Origin of the sequence: Undibacterium sp. Dicai25W (genome assembly GCF_049340505.1) — a bacterium.
GTDB lineage: Bacteria > Pseudomonadota > Gammaproteobacteria > Burkholderiales > Burkholderiaceae_D > Undibacterium > Undibacterium jejuense.
In genome coordinates, this window is record NZ_JBMPOQ010000024.1 from 1 (window position 1) to 19,201 (window position 19,201).

Annotated in this window: 22 protein-coding genes; 7 read left to right on the forward strand and 15 right to left on the reverse strand. The window is 42.8% G+C overall.

Going from position 1 to position 19,201, the window contains the following annotated elements; genetic code table 11:
• The first annotated feature begins 98 nt into the window (after positions 1 to 98).
• Positions 99 to 698: a lysostaphin resistance A-like protein gene (locus tag ACO0KY_RS17665; protein WP_423048249.1), complete on the forward strand. Its 600-nt coding sequence runs from the start codon at positions 99 to 101 to the stop codon at positions 696 to 698.
• A 195-nt stretch (positions 699 to 893) separates the two neighbouring features.
• Here ACO0KY_RS17665 and ACO0KY_RS17670 read toward each other — a convergent pair whose 3' ends face one another.
• From ACO0KY_RS17670 to ACO0KY_RS17690, 5 genes are all read right to left on the reverse strand, one after another.
• A complete protein-coding gene (locus tag ACO0KY_RS17670) occupies positions 894 to 2,069 on the reverse strand; it encodes an MbnH family di-heme enzyme (protein WP_423048251.1) in 1,176 nt (391 codons plus the stop codon).
• Complete coding sequence (locus ACO0KY_RS17675) at positions 2,066 to 3,019, reverse strand: MbnP family copper-binding protein (protein WP_423048253.1); 954 nt, start codon at positions 3,017 to 3,019, stop codon at positions 2,066 to 2,068. The genes ACO0KY_RS17670 and ACO0KY_RS17675 overlap by 4 nt, the downstream gene beginning before the upstream one ends.
• Positions 3,020 to 3,028: 9 nt before the next feature.
• Complete coding sequence (locus ACO0KY_RS17680) at positions 3,029 to 3,970, reverse strand: hypothetical protein (RefSeq protein WP_423048255.1); 942 nt, start codon at positions 3,968 to 3,970, stop codon at positions 3,029 to 3,031.
• A gap of 135 nt (positions 3,971 to 4,105) precedes the next feature.
• Entirely contained in the window at positions 4,106 to 4,516 is a 411-nt protein-coding gene (locus ACO0KY_RS17685) for a DUF2946 family protein (RefSeq protein ID WP_423048257.1), read from the reverse strand.
• A 166-nt stretch (positions 4,517 to 4,682) separates the two neighbouring features.
• Positions 4,683 to 5,153: a DUF2946 domain-containing protein gene (locus tag ACO0KY_RS17690; RefSeq protein WP_423048259.1), complete on the reverse strand. Its 471-nt coding sequence runs from the start codon at positions 5,151 to 5,153 to the stop codon at positions 4,683 to 4,685.
• 433 nt (positions 5,154 to 5,586) lie between these two features.
• On the opposite strand from ACO0KY_RS17690, the gene ACO0KY_RS17695 reads away from it, so the two are divergent.
• A complete protein-coding gene (locus ACO0KY_RS17695) occupies positions 5,587 to 6,990 on the forward strand; it encodes a hypothetical protein (RefSeq protein ID WP_423048261.1) in 1,404 nt (467 codons plus the stop codon).
• A 700-nt stretch (positions 6,991 to 7,690) separates the two neighbouring features.
• Here ACO0KY_RS17695 and ACO0KY_RS17700 read toward each other — a convergent pair.
• From ACO0KY_RS17700 to ACO0KY_RS17710, 3 genes are all read right to left on the reverse strand, one after another.
• On the reverse strand, positions 7,691 to 8,365 hold the full coding sequence (locus ACO0KY_RS17700) for a hypothetical protein (protein ID WP_423048263.1): 675 nt from the start codon (positions 8,363 to 8,365) through the stop codon (positions 7,691 to 7,693).
• A 256-nt stretch (positions 8,366 to 8,621) separates the two neighbouring features.
• The gene (locus ACO0KY_RS17705) at positions 8,622 to 9,074 is read right to left on the reverse strand and encodes an HAD domain-containing protein (protein ID WP_423048265.1); all 453 of its coding nucleotides are present in this window, start codon (positions 9,072 to 9,074) and stop codon (positions 8,622 to 8,624) included.
• Positions 9,071 to 9,487, reverse strand: coding sequence for a hypothetical protein (locus ACO0KY_RS17710; RefSeq protein WP_423048267.1), 417 nt, complete (start codon positions 9,485 to 9,487; stop codon positions 9,071 to 9,073). Before ACO0KY_RS17710 ends, ACO0KY_RS17705 begins: the two co-directional genes overlap by 4 nt.
• A 263-nt stretch (positions 9,488 to 9,750) precedes the next feature.
• On the opposite strand from ACO0KY_RS17710, the gene ACO0KY_RS17715 reads away from it, so the two are divergent.
• From ACO0KY_RS17715 to ACO0KY_RS17735, 5 genes are read left to right on the forward strand one after another with little or no spacing between them, the layout of a single operon-like run.
• A complete protein-coding gene (locus tag ACO0KY_RS17715) occupies positions 9,751 to 10,728 on the forward strand; it encodes a helix-turn-helix transcriptional regulator (protein ID WP_423048269.1) in 978 nt (325 codons plus the stop codon).
• A 26-nt stretch (positions 10,729 to 10,754) separates the two neighbouring features.
• Entirely contained in the window at positions 10,755 to 11,144 is a 390-nt protein-coding gene (locus ACO0KY_RS17720; RefSeq protein ID WP_423048271.1) for a hypothetical protein, read from the forward strand.
• Between the two features lie 20 nt (positions 11,145 to 11,164).
• Complete coding sequence (locus ACO0KY_RS17725) at positions 11,165 to 11,581, forward strand: hypothetical protein (RefSeq protein ID WP_423048273.1); 417 nt, start codon at positions 11,165 to 11,167, stop codon at positions 11,579 to 11,581.
• Positions 11,578 to 12,195, forward strand: a complete 618-nt coding sequence (locus ACO0KY_RS17730; protein WP_423048275.1) for an HAD family hydrolase — start codon at positions 11,578 to 11,580, stop codon at positions 12,193 to 12,195. The genes ACO0KY_RS17725 and ACO0KY_RS17730 overlap by 4 nt, the downstream gene beginning before the upstream one ends.
• Positions 12,196 to 12,241: 46 nt before the next feature.
• Positions 12,242 to 12,436, forward strand: a complete 195-nt coding sequence (locus ACO0KY_RS17735) for a hypothetical protein (protein WP_423048277.1) — start codon at positions 12,242 to 12,244, stop codon at positions 12,434 to 12,436.
• Positions 12,437 to 12,676: 240 nt separating this feature from the next.
• On the opposite strand, the gene ACO0KY_RS17740 is transcribed toward ACO0KY_RS17735, so the two are convergent.
• The 7 genes from ACO0KY_RS17740 to ACO0KY_RS17770 form a co-directional block, all read right to left on the reverse strand.
• On the reverse strand, positions 12,677 to 12,910 hold the full coding sequence (locus ACO0KY_RS17740; protein WP_423048279.1) for a hypothetical protein: 234 nt from the start codon (positions 12,908 to 12,910) through the stop codon (positions 12,677 to 12,679).
• Positions 12,911 to 13,081: 171 nt separating this feature from the next.
• On the reverse strand, positions 13,082 to 13,309 hold the full coding sequence (locus tag ACO0KY_RS17745) for an AAA family ATPase (RefSeq protein WP_423048339.1): 228 nt from the start codon (positions 13,307 to 13,309) through the stop codon (positions 13,082 to 13,084).
• A gap of 166 nt (positions 13,310 to 13,475) precedes the next feature.
• Positions 13,476 to 13,619: a hypothetical protein gene (locus ACO0KY_RS17750; protein WP_423048281.1), complete on the reverse strand. Its 144-nt coding sequence runs from the start codon at positions 13,617 to 13,619 to the stop codon at positions 13,476 to 13,478.
• A gap of 182 nt (positions 13,620 to 13,801) precedes the next feature.
• On the reverse strand, positions 13,802 to 14,689 hold the full coding sequence (locus tag ACO0KY_RS17755) for a TniQ family protein (RefSeq protein WP_423048283.1): 888 nt from the start codon (positions 14,687 to 14,689) through the stop codon (positions 13,802 to 13,804).
• A 3-nt stretch (positions 14,690 to 14,692) separates the two neighbouring features.
• Complete coding sequence (locus ACO0KY_RS17760; protein ID WP_423048285.1) at positions 14,693 to 15,577, reverse strand: hypothetical protein; 885 nt, start codon at positions 15,575 to 15,577, stop codon at positions 14,693 to 14,695.
• Positions 15,578 to 15,655: 78 nt separating this feature from the next.
• Positions 15,656 to 16,513, reverse strand: a complete 858-nt coding sequence (locus tag ACO0KY_RS17765) for a TniB family NTP-binding protein (RefSeq protein ID WP_423048287.1) — start codon at positions 16,511 to 16,513, stop codon at positions 15,656 to 15,658.
• A 1,831-nt stretch (positions 16,514 to 18,344) separates the two neighbouring features.
• On the reverse strand, positions 18,345 to 19,112 hold the full coding sequence (locus tag ACO0KY_RS17770) for a Tn7 transposase TnsA N-terminal domain-containing protein (RefSeq protein WP_423048289.1): 768 nt from the start codon (positions 19,110 to 19,112) through the stop codon (positions 18,345 to 18,347).
• Positions 19,113 to 19,201 lie beyond the last annotated feature (89 nt).

The following is a 19,201-nucleotide window of genomic DNA, read 5'->3' on the forward strand; positions in this document are numbered from 1 at the left end:
ATGAACGATTACAACGAGCAATGTCCACATGATTCTCTCAACGGGATGACACCTGTTGAATACCGATTATTTCATCAACCTCAAAACTCTAGTAATACATGGCACTGATTGGGGGAGGTTTACACCCTGGCTTCAATAACTTAGCATTAATAAAAAACACACAGATCTCAGCAAATGGGACTTTGTTTTCACAATATGTAAATCTGGATAAAGGAATTGCCGGCGTATTCATGATTGCGGCATTCTGTCGGTCGATGCCATTGTTGCGCGACAAAAGGTGGAAGGATATGAACGCCTGGCTTATTGTCGTAGTTACGTTTTTTCTCACTTTCAGTATTGCCATACTCATGGGTGTGACTCATTGGCAACCCCAGTGGACAAGTTATACACCGACGTTCTTATTGGTAAATTTATTTTTTACCTGCATTGCTGAAGAAGCATTCTTCAGAGGCGGAATTCAGCAAGGCATCATCCAACTGTATCCCAAATTACCTTGGCTGGCAGTTGGCGTTTCAGCATTGCTATTTGGATTGAGCCATCTTGGCGGTGGTGCGAAGTATGCCATGTTGGCCACCATTGCTGGTCTTGGCTATGCATGTCTATATCAGCGTAGCAGAAGCATAGTGAGTGTCATTCTGATGCACTTCTTTTTTAACGCTCTGCATTTTGTGTTTTTTGTTTATCCGGCGATTGCTTAGGTGTTACTTATTTTTAATTTTCAATTTTCATTGAGCATCTCAAGTGAATCGCATAGCGGCTTCCGCTACAGAGCCGTTATGCGTGGGTCAATCACTGATATCCCTTTTGCTTTGCTAACTTAGAATTGACGTTCCAAAGCTTGATGAAATTCATCCGATTCAGAAGCGTCAAATACTAATGAATAATACTAACGACTAATGCGGATTAGCAAAACGCGGATTGCTTAAGAATTTTTGATCCGTCAAGGTACCTAAGAAATTAATCAAATCAATTTTATCTTGCTCGCTTAAGCTAATACGATTGACCAGATCACTTTTGTACGGATTTTGACGTCCGTCACCAGAATAAATGCCACTACTAATGACCCGTCCACCCGCAGCATAAAAGTCGATGACTTCCGCCAGTGTTTTGATCGAACCATCATGCATATACGGCGCAGTCACCGCTACGTTGCGCAGGCTAGGGGCGCGAAAAGCGCCCATATCCTGCACCTTGCTGGTAAATTCAAACAAGCCACGGTTGGGAAACGGAAATCCGCCCTTGCCATCGATGTTATATAAGCCAGTGTTATGAAATGGGGTATCAATCTGACTAAGCCCGGCATAACGTACCTGATCATTGAAATTGAAACTGCCATGGCAGTGAAAACATTCCGCTTTCTCTCCCATAAACAGATTCATTCCACGCAACTCGGAATCGTTCAAATTTGTTTCCTTTCGCAAATACTGATCGTAGCGGGAATCGCTAGAAATCAGACCGCGTTCGAACGTCGATATGGCGGCAATGATATTGACAAAGCTGATTGCGTCCGCATCCTGGGGAAATGCTTTCTTGAACAAGATTGCATATTGAGTGTCCTGGCGGATGCGATTCAATACCTCAACTTTGTTGCTATCGTTGATTCCCATTTCTACCGGATTTTCACCAAACATTGGCACCTCCATCTGTCGCTCTAATTCCGTCATCACCGGATTTGCCCAGGTGAGGGTGGCGTGATAAACGACATTGGCAAGACCTTGTGCATTTCGCGGATGTGTTTCACCCGTTGAGCCTATGGCCAATGGTCGCCCATCAGTGAATGCTTTGTCCTGTTGGTGGCAAGATGCACAAGACTGCGTTCCATTACCGGATAATTTGGGCTCGTAGAAGAGGGCACGTCCAAGCACGAACTTGTCTTCAGTTGCAGGATTGTTTGCAGAATTTACTGCTGCAGGAAAACCATTTTGAGCAGGGATTGTTGGTGGTGCATGGCTATGGGTTGCAGAGGGGCCACCTCCGCCACTTCCTCCGGAACCACAAGCGATGAGCATCAGACTGCTAACCGCGAGCAATGCCAGAGGGAGTATGTGACAGCTGTAGCGTTTTTTCATTTGGAACGCGCAACAAAAATAGATTGCGCACCATTACTGGTTGTTTTACCCGAGTTCAGATCGATTTTCATATTGTTGAAAATTGCTGCGCATTCGGTATCGGTGCTGCCAGACATACAACCTGTTGCACCAGCAAGATCGGTTGTCAAATCAGCTCCCGCATAAAAAGCATTCAAATCCAATGAAATTTTTTGCTTGCTGGAATCGAAGGCGGACAACTTCACTAACATGCGGTTGCTGTTGGTACAGCTATATGCTCCAGTAGTCGCATTGGTGCTGCATCCGGTCGCGCCAAGATGGGTGTACCAAGTGCTACCATTCGATGTCGTCGTGGTTGCTGGTGTGGTCGCAGTGTTAGTGCGGATGACGTTAACTCCACCGATCGGATTGACTTCTAATTTCAGAAATTTTCGACCGGATGTCCAGCTCCACGCCATACCTGCAACACCTAAAGGTTTAGGCGCAGTCGCATAATCGCTGTGGTTAAGTGCTTCAGGAACGCCAATCTCGTATTGAATTCCAGTGTACGTTCCGCTTGGAACAGTTCCAGTAATTACCGTGTTTGTTAATAAAGGGACGCCGCCGCAGACTGCGCCATTTCCATCGATCAGGTTAATCAACGCCACCTGATCACTTTGCCAGTCATTTGGTGTGAGTGTCACCGGTACGTTTTGCCCACTCGCGTCGACCAGATTGACATTGTTGACGTAAAAGCGCGCGTCCTTTAAATCTACGGTGGTATTTTTTGTGCCCAGACCAGTAATGCTTGTACCGCATTTTGCGCTAATACCATTTGCCAGCAGATCGAAATTAATGCTTACTGGCATGGATGTTGAAACTGGCGCGACGTTTGCGGAACTACCGGAACCGCCACCGCAAGCGGATAGCAGAAAGCTAGTGGTGGTTAGGATTAAAGCTAAGGAAATAATATGGTTCATTTTTTTTTGCATGATGTTCTTTCAGAATGTAGATTGAAGGCCTAATGTCGCAGCCCAGTTCGCGACGAGTTGTGTGCCGTTAACTGATTGCCGGAGCGGGATTTGGACAAAGCCGTAAGCACTGGTTTTCCCGCTGAGTTTGATACTGATCCCCGGACTTAACGAAACACTGCTGCCTCCTGAGCTATCCGGTTCCGCATTGCTGCCGCTGTCTTTGCTTTTGCGTTGCAAATTTAATTGCAGCATGGGTGCGATCTTGTCATTGAGATCGGTGCGAATACCAAGATCCAAACCGTATTTAGAACCAGGTCGGAAGCCGTCTTTTTCAGTCAGTGGTGACTCGATATTTGCCTGAACAAACCAACTACTACGCAAGTTTGGGAGAATTTTCCGGTAGTAGATTCCTGCCAACAGATCCGTACTACCTGTTCCAGGTTGCAAACTTCTTTCTGCCTTGGTGCCTGTATCGTTGGCAATAGTTGTTTTTCCGGTCGGTAGTTTCAGTCCTAAATTGAAACCACTGACTACTGCACCACCTTGGGTATCTTCAAACAAGGCAGTTTGGTATCGGGCCATAATCCGCGCGTCACCGATTTGTCTGAAATTCCAGGTGACTGGCTTACCGTTTTCTGTGTGTTCATGGCTACGATCTAAAAATGGTAATGAGGCAGTAAGCCCCCAATGTTCATTCAGACCATAATCAAGATTTGCCAGCCAACGGTGACTTCGTGTTTCGACTTCGCGGTTGCCGACATCCGTTTGGTTTACATTCAGCTTATCTGATCCGCGCATGAGTTGGTCTTGCCCGACTTGCTCGTAGCGTAGATCGAGGTGCACACCATGGTCTAGCCAGGCGCCTTGAATTGCCCAATCAGTATTAACCAGGCAAAAGCTGGCACCGCATGAGGCGCTGGCAGGAGCAGACAAGACGAAGCCCGATAGCATAACAATGACAGTCTTCATTCGAGGTAGCGTTTGTATTCGTTTATTTGAAATCATTCATTCTCTTTCCTATTGCGAAATGCAACAGCTCACGGCTCAGAATCCTGGTGGATTAAGCCAAATTATTCGGTTGACGATGAAGTGCAGACGAAGCGATTAAGCTGGTGGAGCTCGGGCGAGATAGAAGTTTCTTGTATGACGACCTAGATGAGATGTCTCGCACTGATCAATGCCTGATAACTGCTTGATAGTTCGCAATAATCCCTGTTGTTGATTGGGCAGCAGACCGAGGTCAATGTGAAATGAAAGGCAGGTGGCACAGTGACGCCAATGAGATGCGGGGGTTTTACCTGAAGTCGCTCTCCGGTCTTTGGAAACGCTTAGGATAGCTAAACCCTTACTTGCTCCGGTGCGCGAAGTGCAAATCTCACTTCCTGGCCATAACTTTTCATTCTGAGAAAAAAACACGGCTGTCGCGAACGGCAATAGCGCACTCGCAAACATACACAGACAAAGCAGACAAACTACCAGTCGGTGAAAAGGCATTTGTGTTTTTTTTAAATTCATGTAATCGCGTAATCACGACCTGACGCCATATGTGCAGAGCACGGGAAGCGAATGCATTGAAGAAATTTCTTCATATAATTCGGCAAACTAAAGAGGTAACATCGATTTTTTGACAGGCGGAACGTATGAAATGAACGAGCCGTGTGCCTGTTCAAATCTTTTTCAGTCAGTATTGCGTGTTTTGGCAGAGACCAGCTGCTATTTGGATAGCTGATTCACCAGTCAATGAAAAAACGATGTCATTCGCACAGGAGAGCGCAGGAGGAGCGCGAGGCTGGGAGCTTAGCCATGCAAATAGCGGATTTGGTGCGAGATAAAATAGTTGTGGGAATGTTTCTGACTGTGGTGCTGCGACGACATTGATTGCGAACGTTGACAATGTCACATGTTTGGCCGCATGCAAGGTGCAATAGGCGCAGGATTGTATGTGTGAACCCATATCGCTGTCAGTCTTGGAATTCGCAATTTGCACCAGTTTGATAATGCTGCCCTGAGCAGTGCAAATTTCTGTTCCAAATTTCATCGCTTGATTGTTTCTGTTCAACGCAGATGAAATGGAAGGCGCGAGCGACAGCAGGAGTATCGCAAAAATTGCAATACACGCTGTGAGTTTATTGATCGCTGCCGAGAATTTCATGGCGCGGAGTATAGAAGTAGATTGACAACAATGTCAAATTAAACAAAAGTAATCGAAGTATTTTTTGATGTTCGACAAATGGATAGTTCACGAGCCGTTTCGAAATACAACCTGAGTGTCGATTTGCATTTAACTTCGAACTGCCAAATACCATTAATCAATCACTTAGGAAGCTGGAAGTAATTTAAGTTTGAATTTATAGATTTTAGTAAACTTAAAATTATTTCTTGTCGGAGTAGACAAGTTGTTTTTAATTATGCGTATGGACCAGTGAGTTATGTGATGGTTACGTTGACTCTGCGTTCTGTAGATAGTTAGTCGTCAGTGCGTCAGTTTTTTGAAATTAAATATTGTTAGAAATTTTTATGCAATTTCTTTCGCTTTTTTTAACCAATAATTCAGCAATATTTTTATATTTTTAAGAAAGTTTTTAATGGGTTTTTATATAAATCGCAATTGGATGAATTTTATCATTGTTATTTGTGCTTTATTTTCATTGTCAAACATTGCGTCAGCAGGTGTCGAAACACAAGTAATGGGGGAAACTACGTGGATGCAGGTTGCGCAACAGGCGAACTCTTCCGCTAATGCCAGAGCACAATGCCTGGCATTAGCTTCAAGTTTTGGCATTGAAGGAAAATGGTGTACAAAGGGTAAAACAAATTCTCCTGAAGTATCTGCCTTCGGGTTTGGCAATGTTTGGGTTGCGGAAGAAAAAACATTCTATCTAGTAAAAGTCTTTTTTTGCGAGAGCGAGAATAAGCTGATTACAGGCATTGATAATCAATGTGTTGACGTAAAGCCCTTAACTGATACGTCACGGTCATTTTGCCTTTCTTGTGCTCGATCCATTAAACCAAATCATAGAAATGTAAGTTATATTGAGCGCGATTTTGTTGGTCAGCATATTGATCTTACTAGGTTCTACAATATCGATCCAAAAACTATTGATACTGATATTCCAGGTGTTTTTGGAATGCGCTGGAGCAGCTCATTTGATGTTCACTTGGAATTGGGCGGAGCTAGGTCTTATAACGAACTTCCGTATCAATGCTATATCCGCAACGACACAAAAGAAACTCTTTGTAAGGGCATTTACCGATCGTTTCAAATGAATAATCCAGCTTCAGTAACATTGGTTCAAGCTGATGGGAAGCGACTCTTCTTTTATTTGAAAGATAAAAAATACGCTCCAGTTGTCGCGATGACTGATGCGATTATTCCTACCTATTCCATTAATGGTATTTTGAAGGGATGGACGCATACCTATGGTGACAACAATTACATTGAAATATTCGATTCAGATGGACTGTTGTTATCGACAAAATATCACAATGGAAAAGTCCTTAAATTCACCTATAGCAGCGGTGCGAGCAACAATACAGCGATAAATAAATATCCGGCAAATGCACCGACATGCCGTAACGTACAAGCGGGACAAGCTGTAACGCAGTGGCGTTTGCTTTGTGTTACCGATAATGCAGGTCACCAAATTAATTTTGAATATGACATTAGCAATCGTATAAAAAAAATATTTGATGAGTCCAATCAACCCTATATCTATGAATACGACGGTGTGTCAGGTGGCTGTACTAAGTCTGAATCAAATGAGGCATGCCATGCAGGTAATCTCACCAAGGTTACTTTTCCTGATGGTAAAGCGAGAACCTATTTGTATAATGAATTGCCGAAAATTAATGCTGGAAAAACTTGTGTGGGAACAAAACCTTTAGGTGCTGGGCTAGCGCATCTCAAAAATGCACTTACGGGGTTGGTTGATGAAAACAATGTTCGCAATAAAACATGGAATTATGATTGCTCCGGTTTGCTTCGTTGAATTCACGCAGAAACGGCGAAACATCGGTCTTGAGGGCGCTAACAAGTTAGGTTGCCTCAGTTTAATATCTATTTGAGTTCAAATTCAATTTTCTGTTACTGATAGCATTTGTCGATGTTCAGATAAGTCTGAACTGCATTTTTATGAAAATCAATGACTTACATTTTGACCGAATAATGAATTCTGAACAAATAAATCAGCTAACCCTGAATTTTTATGGTTTTCGTTCAGCTAACTCTGAATTTTTCGGATAAGACAAAAACAGGCGGCCAAGTCTGGTGTTCGGATCTGCGGATGACCCGAGGCGCGCAATATGCCACTTGGTTGCTCCAACATTGCACCGAGTGGTTCGTGCGCAATCCGTGCATCTTTCGTAAGCGTCCAACCCCACCACCCTTTCAGAGCTTCAATGTGATGTACCATTGAAATTTACGTATTGCTAACGGCAAACGAGTGAATTATCTGTGTTTATTTGCATGAACCATAAACAAAGCAAATAGTATCTTTCAGTTCTCCTACTTAAGTTATTTATGAAGAGTGTGTCTGTGGTTAATACTATTCATGAGATTATTCCTATGGCACTTCCGTGCTGGTTTAATAAAGATTCACACCTCTATCAAACCGGGTAACCTCTCCGTTTGCAAGGACCAACTGTCAGATCAGATTAAGCCAGACATCATCGTTGAAGGTCGCTCATTCATCAACTTATGCGATGCACGTGAAATTCATTCAAACCACGATGCTCATTTTCACTCTCCCAATCGCACCTTGTATAACGATATCCAGAAAATATATCTTGCAGGGAGACTTCACGTTTAATCAAGCGCTTTATCACCGAGGCTAGCAAGATTACGTCGTCTTCATGATGAATCTCCATCGGAATACATGCAAAAACAATTCGTGATTTATTAGTCCATCTTATATCGAAACTTGGCAGTACTGTAAATTCGGTTGACGCTTCTATGTCACGTTTTACTTTCTTCAACCTGACCACATAATCATCATCAGGTAAGACATTATATTCAAACCCTTTCACCTTCTTGCGCGAACGCCCAAGTTTTTTATAAATTGGCTTTTGTATTGCTTCTATATTCGCATTACGTTTCGCAAACTCAAGATCGTTCTTCAAGACCATGTCGATCGCCTCGGCTTCAATGAAATATCTGAATGCTTGTCGAGGATGAGACCAAGCAACGGAAACTCGATAGTCATTGATGATGAATCCAAAATCATCCCACCATGACAATGGACTTTGTTGCTGATCTGGATAAACGTGACGTATCAAGATTCCATTCTTATAACAAGTCTGCAAGCAGTTATTCTTATGTGCAAGTTTTGCATGTTTGATTTTTTGCTCGAATTGCTGAGTCTTCATATCTATTACCCTCGGCTCTTTACGTTACTATTTAAATAGAAGAACATCTACAAAACGTGGCCAATCACAATCATCTTTTCCCCGAATTCTTTGCCAGCATTTCATTGCATACTAACCAATCTTTGGGTCTGGGCTTGAGCACTCCAGATAATCATTTTGACTCTACGCCAATTGTTGGAAATAACGACTGATACACTAACGGAGTCTTCGTTTTAGTTCTCAGTCAGGTCTAGCATCTCGCAAACCAATACTCTATTCAAATCCCGACAGCGAGTAATTTTTGACGCAATCGTAGTTCAGAATCATCGTCAAACCCAACTAATGAATTTGTCTTCACTAGGTTTGGCAAAAATGGCTTGAACAAGAAAGCCTTATCATCTATCGCTAGCCAAGATATCCATGGTTCCTCAGATCCACGCAGCCACGCTTCAACTTCAGTCTGGCGTTGGTAACCTACAACTTCAAGAAGATCAGGAAAGTCTCTCCAACTCGGCGTCATGCCAATGATCCGGCTTGAAATGTCTGCCGAGAAAAAAAACTGTATTTCTGACAGACTACGCGTTTCTCGCCATGTACTACTAATCACCACTCGCACTTTTGGAAAATCCCGTAAAACGTTTTCTAGTCGAGGTAGGCAGCAAAAAAATAATTGCTTGTCATAACATGGATCTGGGTGCAGAACCCCATCAAAGTCCAAAAACAAGATCATTCGCTTTGCGCTCCTTTCTTCTCACCTAAGCGTTCTAGGACAAGTACAGAAGGCTCGCGCACTTTCACATTCAATACATCGCCTTCACGCCATCCCAACGCAGCAAGTAATTCAACAGGAATTTCTAACATTCCATCACCGGATCCATCTCCAGCATCAACAACCGTTGTAGTGAACTTAATTGATCCGCCTCGACTAGCGTTCGTTGATTCAATGTGCTTCAACAAGATCGAAAGTAGCGCATCGTTTTCCTCTGGCAACATCAACCAAGTCGCACAGATAGACTCAGAATACTCTGTCCATGCACTAATCAGATCAGACTCGGCCACAACATAGCCTGCATCTTGAGCGCAACGGAGCATTCGTTCAACATCCCTCCTATATTGCTCTTCAAAACTGAGACTCTTACTCATCCCTATCTCCAATACGAAAGTTGTACATGCAGAGCAAATGCTTAAAATTATTAGCCTCTCCTGGACAAACACCATTTATAGTCGCACGAAAAAATATACTATTTCACACAGCCAACAACTTGGTTCAAAAGAAATGTCTCGCGTCTTCAAATTTTTAGCGCTAACTGATTGAGAAATTCAATTCTATTGCTACACTAGCTCACCTAATGAGCTAGTTCAAAGGCATACTGTTGATAACTTCTTTCCGAAAGGGAAAGTTTCTGATGAATAGCACTGAACGCCTCCACAAGATCCACCACATGTTGACTCAAAGGCATATCGTCACAACAGAGCAATTCGTCAACGAACTGCAGGTATCGGTTTCCACGATCAAGCGCGACTTAACTTTCTTAAGAGATAGATTAAATGCGCCTGTAAAGTTTGATTACGAATTGGGCGGCTATTGCTTCGAGAAAATTCAGCACGTCGGACCAAAATATGAAATGCCTGGCCTCTGGTTCAACGATAGCGAGTTGCACGCACTCGTCACTATGCAAAAACTATTGAATGAGTTACAGCCAGGATTGCTCTCACCGTACTTGGATCCATTACAGGCAAAACTGCAGGCCATTTTGTGTTCAATGAAAGACTCGCCGGAAGAAATATCCAATCGAATCTTAATTTTGGCACCAAATAAACGCGAATTGCCTTTAGAAAACTTCGAAGTCGTAGCAACAGCCGTTGTTCGACGTCGTCGCCTGAAAATTGTTCATTTCAATCGAGGTACTCAAACAAAGACAGAGCGGATCGTCTCTCCTCAACAACTGGTCTACTACAGAGATAATTGGTACCTAGATTCTTGGTGCCATCTACGCAAAGACATTCGTAGTTTCGCCGTAGATGCGATTGTCTCGGCAGAACTTATGCCGGACAAGGCAAAGGATGTTTCACTCAATAGTTTACGCGAAGAACTAAGCGAAGGGTATGGAATCTTCAGCGGTAAGCCATTGCAATGGGCCAAATTGCGCATTACCAATGTAGCGGCAGAATGGGCATCCAAACGAATCTGGCACTCCAATCAAAAATCAACCGTTGATGCTGATGGCTCTCTTCTTTTGGAAGTCCCATATACCGATGATAGAGAGCTAATCCAAGACATATCAGCTTGGCTACCTCATGTTGAAGTAATCTTGCCAAATTCACTACGTGAAAAACTGTCTGAGATTCTAAGAGCTTCTTTAGACAAAAATTCGGCTAAGTAAAAAATAAGTAACTCAATAGAGCCTATATGCAAGAAATCGCTCAAACAAAACATGCCTTAGATTCGATGACGCAAGTTGGTCTTCGCGCATTCTCTGAGATCGCTGACCTTTGGAAACTAACTCCTGAGCAGAAGGCGGTGATTCTTGGTAAGCAAAGTGGCAGCATATTAGCTGATCAGAGCGAATCGGAATCCTCTGAGCCTCACTTAACAGAAGTGATTATTCGCATCAGCTATGTTTTAGGAATATACAAACAATTAAATATCCTGCTGCCTATCCCTGCACGTGCCGACGCTTGGATCAGAAAACCAAACTCAGAAAAACTATTCAATGGTGCCAGTGCGCTAGATTTCGTACTCAAAGATCCTGAACACCATCTTCCTTTACTTCTTGCGTATCTTAAAAACGTAATCTAAGGCTATTGAAAGAGTAAATCATGAATAGTGATATCGAGCCCCTCAGCGAAAACTATGAATTAATCGCTTCGGACTTCCCTAAGCTTAATCATCTGGGGGCTGTTCCCGGATCTCAAATGAAATTGCTGGCTGTTAAGTTTGAGAATAAATACTACACACCTGGAGATACGCCACCTGAGAGATTCAAGCGCTGGCAAAATTGCGAGGATATTTCACGTCAGTTTTGTTCAGCATCTCTTAATTCTAAAGTTGGGAAGAGATCACATATGTCCGAGGAAGCGATCATTGATCAATACCTCGAACGCCTAATCGATACAGGATGGATGACGACTGCTGAGGCTCATTGGACGATGCGTCGTACCACTCAATTGCTCGGCTGGCCAGTGTCGCAAAAAATCAAAGATTTCTTCAACGATCTTGAAGCGGCATCAAAATGAAGAACCAAAAACCAATCATCGCTCTTGATGGAGACGGTGTCCTACTCGACTATCACCTTGCGTACCAGCAAGTATGGCATAAGGCTTTTGGTAATTTTCCGAAAATCAAAGATCCGTTAGCCTATTGGCCGAAGGATCGATACGATGTCAGGCATTTAGATGCAACCGAATTGGACTACTTTCGTGGTTTCTTTGATCATGATTTCTGGATCAGCATTCCTCCAATTGAAAATTCTATCGATGCATGTAATTTGCTTGTCAATGGCGGCTATAAACTCGTTTGTGTTACCGCACTCGAACATCGATACCAATCAGCACGATTCAAGAACCTACGTGAGCACGGTTTCCCTATCACGCACGTTGTTACCACGTCGCAAACGGATGGTGAAGTAAGCCCCAAGAAAACTGCACTTGAAGATCTCGGGGCGGTGGCCTTTGTTGATGATTATTTACCTTATTTTCGGGGAGTGTCTCACGTAATCCACCGAGTTCTTATTTTGCGAGAACCGCATGGTAGCCCGAATCAAGGACCTGAGTTATCGAATGTCGATTCTGTACATAGTGATTTGCAAGCATTCGCGAGAGAATGGCTGAAAGTCCAAAAATTGGATTAATTATGCGCTCACTTAACCAGAATGTAGAGCGTGAAATGAGGTAACAATGGAAAAGCTCAAAGAATATATAAAACGCTCTGCACGTGAAGCTTGGGATGATTTCTGGCAACCATTTTATTGGCTTATTTCCTCAAAAAGAACAGCAAAAGGACAGTACGAAGTTGAGGGAGGCACTACAAAGCGGCAAAAGGAGGTGACAAAAGTTATCTCTTCATTACTGACGAATATGTGGACTCCATAGAATGAGCGCTTGAAGAAAACTACCACTTCTTGTTGTATCAAACCGCTGCAGATAGTCCGAATTGACAACGTGAATTAGAAATCGACGATCATGAACTTCTTGAACTCGATCTTTCGCTGCGAGAAGAGAGTCGGTTGGAGAGTCGATTTGAGCCTTTTTAGCGAGACAGATGAAAATCAATTGCGTGAAAGACGTGTTGCGGCGTGTTTAGTGGAGTGCGCACCTAATGCGTAAAAATGGTCACCTTGCCACGCCACCGTGATGAGAGTAGGTACCCAGAATGCGAGCACCTAGCTCTGGAAACTCGACTTCATTGCTAACTACCGCGTTGCGAAAGTTTCCTACGATGCGACGATAGACCGCTGGATCTGCAAAATCGGCAACGCTTCGCCCCGTAAAGACAGTTCCGTAGTCGTCGATCGTCACTTGATCAAGGATCGAGTTCATCCCGGCTGTATCAAAGTCTGCGAGCACTGCCAGATTCGTTCTGATCTGCTTATTTGGGCGGAATATCAGGTTGTACGTTGCTCGCCCGACCACCCCGTCAGCCTGCCCAACTCCCGTGCCATGTACGAAGAGCGCTTGAGTCGCCTCATCTGCGCTGATCTCCTCGAACTCGACGCTGATGACGATCCAATGACCGCGCTAGGAACCAAGTCCCCGATAGAAATCCAACTCATTGAGCTTGTATGAAGCTCGGAGCACATTGTCATCCAACAGGAGTCTGATCGCCCTTAGTACGTTGCTCGTTCCCGCACCGTTTTCGCCAATAATCGTATTGACGCCTTTACTAAATCGCAGCGTTGCATTAGCGAAATTCCGATAATTTATAAGTGTCAGTTTAGAAATGTGCACGCGTATTTCCGCATCCATGTGGGGCAAGTGCACACGTTATCACAAACTTAAGCAAAAAAGTCTCAATCTTTTTCTGAGCAACATTTTCTAACCAGCTGTTTGTGGTCGTTGGTACATACTCAGCTAGATTGGAGGTGGGGCTCGAGCACTGGCCACCAGCCTTGCATAATACGATTTTCATGCTCTACTCGCAGTCATCGGTAACCATCCACTCATCCATACCCGAATCCAATCGCTCTTTAGCCTCAGCAAAGGTCCATGCAGGTGTTTGTGGACGGACGTGTTCGTGCGTCAGTGTGACGAGCGGAAGGTCATCGTCCTCGTACACATACGCCTTGCGAAAATCGTCAGGGTTGTAGGCCACATGAAGTTGCGCGTGGTTACCGTGCTTGGCCAGCAGATATGATATGGCTTCGTGAGGTAAGCCGGCAATAATGGAGTTCAACGGAAGGATTATATTTTGATGTTCCGAGAATAATTAATTTGAAATATGTCTGACGTTGAGACGTCTTATGAAATTTTAGACATCTTTGCATATAAAGCTACTCGTTCATAATCAGGAATATGCGTTCGTCTATTATTTGGTCTCCATTTTTTAGCCCGATCATGTAATCTATCCCGTGCCTGCATTCTTTTATTTAAATTCGTGATGAAGTTGATCAATGCGTGCCTTTGGCCTGAGGAAAAAGGGGATTGAAAATCTGCGTTAGCTGCGGAGTGCAGAATTCCTAGTTCATAAAGACGAAACATAATATGCAGGCCAAATCGTTTATTTAGCGGAGCGATTTGGCAAGAGCCGATGATAATACTAGCCATCATATTTTTTTGAATCTGTATCTGATCTTGTAAAGTTGGCAGAATTTCCTCGTTGCTTTTCTTCTTTGAAAATTCAAGCAAACAGCTCTGGCAATATCTAAAATTTGGGACAGAATTTAATCCGGCTAACAATGAATCGGAAAGAGTAATATCGTTATTGCAGTGTGGGCATGTGGTATTCAATTCGATAGCGTGATATGGGCATATTTTCCAAAATTGAAAACGCCACTCAATTCGAAAATACGGAAATGAATCGTTTTTTAAACATTCGCTGCAAATGGATGTGATCGGTTTTTTCTCATTATTTATCCGGAGTTGCTTTTTCACGGATTTAAATTTTCGAATCGATTTATTGATTGCAAATAAGCCTTGAAACCAAGCGTCATTTAAGTTTGATATTTTCGAAAATGTATTCCTCTGGATGGGGAGCGCAGGCGCATCCATATCTTTGATATGATTGAGTTCAAATAATTCTGTGATTTGTTTGTAGCTCATGGCCTGCGATTGAGCGAGTCTTTGTAGCCACGAATATAGTGATTCGCGCTGCTGTAATGGTGGAATTCCGTAAAGATAAGTGCTCATTTGTTAAAAAAGTTGTAGTTGTGATCGTGGATTGAAATTAGTAAACGAAGCTTGATGGCTATTTCTATTTCTGCAGATATCTAGCAAACTCATCGCCAACCGCGCGTCATTGATGTGTTGAAATTCATTTACAAGTAGCTCCAGGCCTGAAATCAAAAACTCCTTTCTGATCATTGGTAGGTTGTTCGTCATTTCAGATAGTTTTAATCGGTGCAAACTTCTTTCAACGCATGCGCTTGCCTCGTCAACTGAAAGTATTTTCTTTGCTTTTCCCGCCCTTAATTGATGCTCTTTGTTCTCTCGGAAACCAGTTGCAAAAATAATGCGTAGCATACCGTCCAGAGACAACCTTCTAAAAATTTTCAGGGGAGCGTAATCACTATTGATCTTGTCGTAATAGATATTTTCAACTTTTCCGGCGATCCATTCAGAAACCATTTCAGCCTCAGTGGTCGACGCAATGACACACGACTCCCTGAGGTCAAAGCCACACTGGCAGATTGCTATTCCAGGTCGGTTCCAATTAAGATTTTTTTTGCATCGTTGGCAGGTTTCGATTAAAAAAAGCTTGTGTCTGAAGCAGGCCGTCGCAAGGTTGACATCCCACCACTTTTTAGTAAATTGTTCTTCTTCAATGCACCTTACGCAAACTTGTGGACATCGAAGTCGGATAAAAAATGGACGGCTGACGCAATGCCCATAAAAATTTGCGTACGGCATGGCCGAACTCATTCTGATTTCAATATAGCGATTTGCCATGGATGTTGATTGTTCACCGAACAGCCAGGCGATGGTTGGTACGTGCTTTCTCGATAGGTGGTGAATGCGCTCAACTTTGAATACTTTGGATAACCACTGAATGCCAGAAAAGTGATTTTTTTCAGACATTCGCAATACGTACCCCATGAGTGACTCTTGTTTAAGAATCGGGGATTGCACTGGTAATCGGTGATATGGGCGCATCAATCAATTAAATGGATTGTTATTTGAGGCCGAGGTTCCGAAGATATGGCTAAATCCATTTCTTAAATCACTGATTTCAATTGCTGTCCGTCCTTCGGTCATTGCAAATGTGGCTGCTGCAATTAGCAAAAATTTCAAGGTTCTTGGTGATCCATTTGTTGCGAGATGGATTTTTGCTTCTACACTTGAAATAATGGACATATTGATACAAGTGCAAGTGGCGTGGAAGGCTCGCAGAAATGCTTGCCATTCCACTCCTCTGACAAACGGTCGTATTTGAAATCGAGCAGGTAGCCGTGAAGCGAATTGCACATCAATTTGAGAAAGATCTCCAAGTTCATCCGTACCAAACACAAAAATTGGGATTTGAGTTTTGTCGGTAATTTCCTTCAATAAATCTGTAATTTCACTGGCACTCGAATCACGCCTTCCTCGAAAAAGATGTTGAAATTCGTCAATAATGATCAGTTGTACATTTCTATCGACCAATGCTTTGATCAGAATGGATAAACGGAGATCTTGTAGCCGGGTTGCGCGAACCCCCGGTGGATGACCGAGCTCTTGTAACATTCTATCGATCATCGACCCGATGTTTGGTGAAGCGGATGCGGATATCACGATGACCGCACTACTCGAATCAATCAGATCAGAATTTTGGATATATTCTCTCTTAATGACAGAGATCAGATGAGACTTTCCAGTTCCTGTTGGCGCCGTTACGCTTCCTCCAGTTGGGCAACCTGAACGCTGACTTTGTTTGACCAAAGCGCGAATTCCAGAATAAGTATTTTTAAATTGGGGGTGCATAATCGTAATTAGGCGAATCTGATTTAACGTATCTTCAATATCTTTTTCTGTCATTTTTTAGTCCATGAAGTATGATGAAAAACTCGGTATTGATGTTTCCTCAGATTTCATTTCATCTTTTGTAAATAATTGATCATTTTTGTTTTTGAGTTCAACTACTCCTGGCGCGCTTAGTGATTTTGTGCTGGTCAGATCTCCAAATCGCAAGGCACTTTTAAGATCCTTCGTGACTTTTCGCCCCTTCGTAATGCTTTCCCATAGTTCAATGAATTCTAGTTTTGCCCTTAAGTGTGACTCGTACTTGTCGCCCTGGATGGCAGATTGCTTGAGCCTATCGCGAATTGCTTTGTGTTGTAGCATTGATAGATTGTTCGCGTACTCAGGGTGACAATTCGGAACATAAAGCCAAGTTAGATCGAGTGGATTTTGAACATAGCAATAACCAAGATCTTCGGGGTCATATTTGATATTTGACTTAAATGATGGAGAAATTTTTCTTCTCATTGCCTGCAGCTCATGCGAATTAAAACGTAAGTAATTCATAACAATTCCCTCGTTACCAACACTAAGAGTTTTTTGATGTGCAGCGATAAGACCAAGACTTTTTAGATTCGTCGGAAGAAGCGGGGGAGGCGTAGATTCAAAACTTTCTTTAAATAGATCGAACGGTAATTTAAGCGTCTTCGAGTTTATTTTTGTGGGATAAACGTCGACAAAGTACTTTAGCAATCCGTTGCAAAGCTCAGAGAATGAGATTCTTGCGGATTCTGCCGGACTGATCGGTAAAAAATTTGCAAGTGGCTTTTGTACCTTTCCTTCATCTGGAAGATTGAATCCCAGCTCTTTAAAAAAGCGTTCGACGCTCGGCTTAAACCAAGGTTGTCGCACTGGACAATATTGAATATCGGTATTTAATTCTAACGCTGCATTCACAAATTGCTTTGAATGAAATTCGAGACCATTGTCAACAACATACATTTCTCCGACGCCATAGCCTAGCCAAGGATTTTTAAGAAAGTTGACGTGATCAGTAAAAGCATTTTTTGGCATTAAGCCGACTTTCATGCAATTTAGGACTGCAGCAAGACCGGCCCCGGCAAACGAAATGTAAAATCCGACGAGGTAGCCAGAAAAGCTATCTACAATGATGGTGATCACTGGACGTCCCAACGGCATGCCGTTCGCGTCAGCAATGACAACCAAGTCTAGTATCGTGTGGTCAATTTCTAGTCTTTGCAATGCTCGATTCGTGTAGTTTCCATGAAGCGAGTAGCGCCACTTATTTTTTGCATAAGCAGCACCATAACGTAACGTGTCTCGCACATATGGATCGACTTTTTGAACCCGTCGCCTTAATGAAGATATGCTGACTTCTGGAGTTTTTTCATCCCGTTGCTCTTTTGACCGCAACATTTGCAAGTGACGCACTAACATCGTATGAGCACGCTCTAAGCTTGGGCGTGATCGTACAAAATATTCCTTTTTCAAAACTTTTTGAATTTCTTCTTCAATAAAATCAGAGAAATTAGTGACTCGCTTTCGCTGGAAATTTTTCGAAATTAAACAGGCGGGGTTGTTATTTGAAATTGCCCAATCGCGCATCCAACCCATTACAACTGAGGCTGATGGGTGCTTTACTTTTATATCAGAGTGCAGTTCAAAGAATTTTTTTATGTTGAGGTCGACTAATTCCCTTCGACCGCGAGACACGCCACATTTGTTAAGCCATTTTATTAACTTAATCTTAAATTCAAGATCTGACTTATATTTTTCAGGTAGTGAATCAATACTTGAAATGAATGCACTAGTTGAGCCAACATCGTGATTTTTTCGCTCGACCCCGCCAACCACCTGTAGTTTTCCAGACAGAATTTCACTTGTAATTTTAGAGATGGCCCACGTGTAGTTTCGGCGAGTGACGGGATCCTCGAATTGAACTTCCGACTCCGTGATCATTCTTACGAACTCGAGAGTTTGCAGTCCATTGCGTATCGTTAAGCCAATTTGGAATGAAAACATTGTCATCGTATTCTCCTTCTGCATTTCCTAAGATGAGTGTGTTGGTTGATGTAGCAATTTCATTGCTAAAACGAAGTATTCGTCTTCCCAGCATATGAAATAAAAGATGGATACTGCTGTTTGTACTGCCGCAAATTTCTTTAATGCTGATTTCACGCGTAGTAGCGCAGGAAATGAATTGCTTTACTGCTTCGATATTTGAATTTGGAAAAGAACCTTTTGCATAACGTAGTAATAAATCGATGCTCTCTGGTTCATCCTTAATGTCAATTTGTAATTCTGATACAACACAAAATTTAAAATTTCTTTGTTGCAGAATGTCTCCGGCAGCGTCAAACGTATCCGCAAATTTGGGGATGAATTTTTCAGGTTTTACTTCCGCAACAATTTTTGTTCCATCTTGAAAAGTAATCAGAAAATCTGGCGTGTAATTTTTCTCTAATGCATCACCATATTCAATTTGAAACGGCTGGTGGATGACTTCTGTGACACCCTGCGTCAGTAGAATTTTTTGTATAAATCGCTTCTCGAGTTGACTCTCGTACTCGATCGGTTGTTTTTGTAGCCAATTGCATGCGATAAGTCCAACAACTCGGTGAGGCGAGCGCGTGACTACCTTTCTGCTTGGTTTCATAGAGCCTCGCAAAATTTAGGTAAAAAAAGGGCTTCCGATTTTTAAAAAATCAGAAAATTGAGGCTTGACAGGGGAGGAGTAGAGAGAGA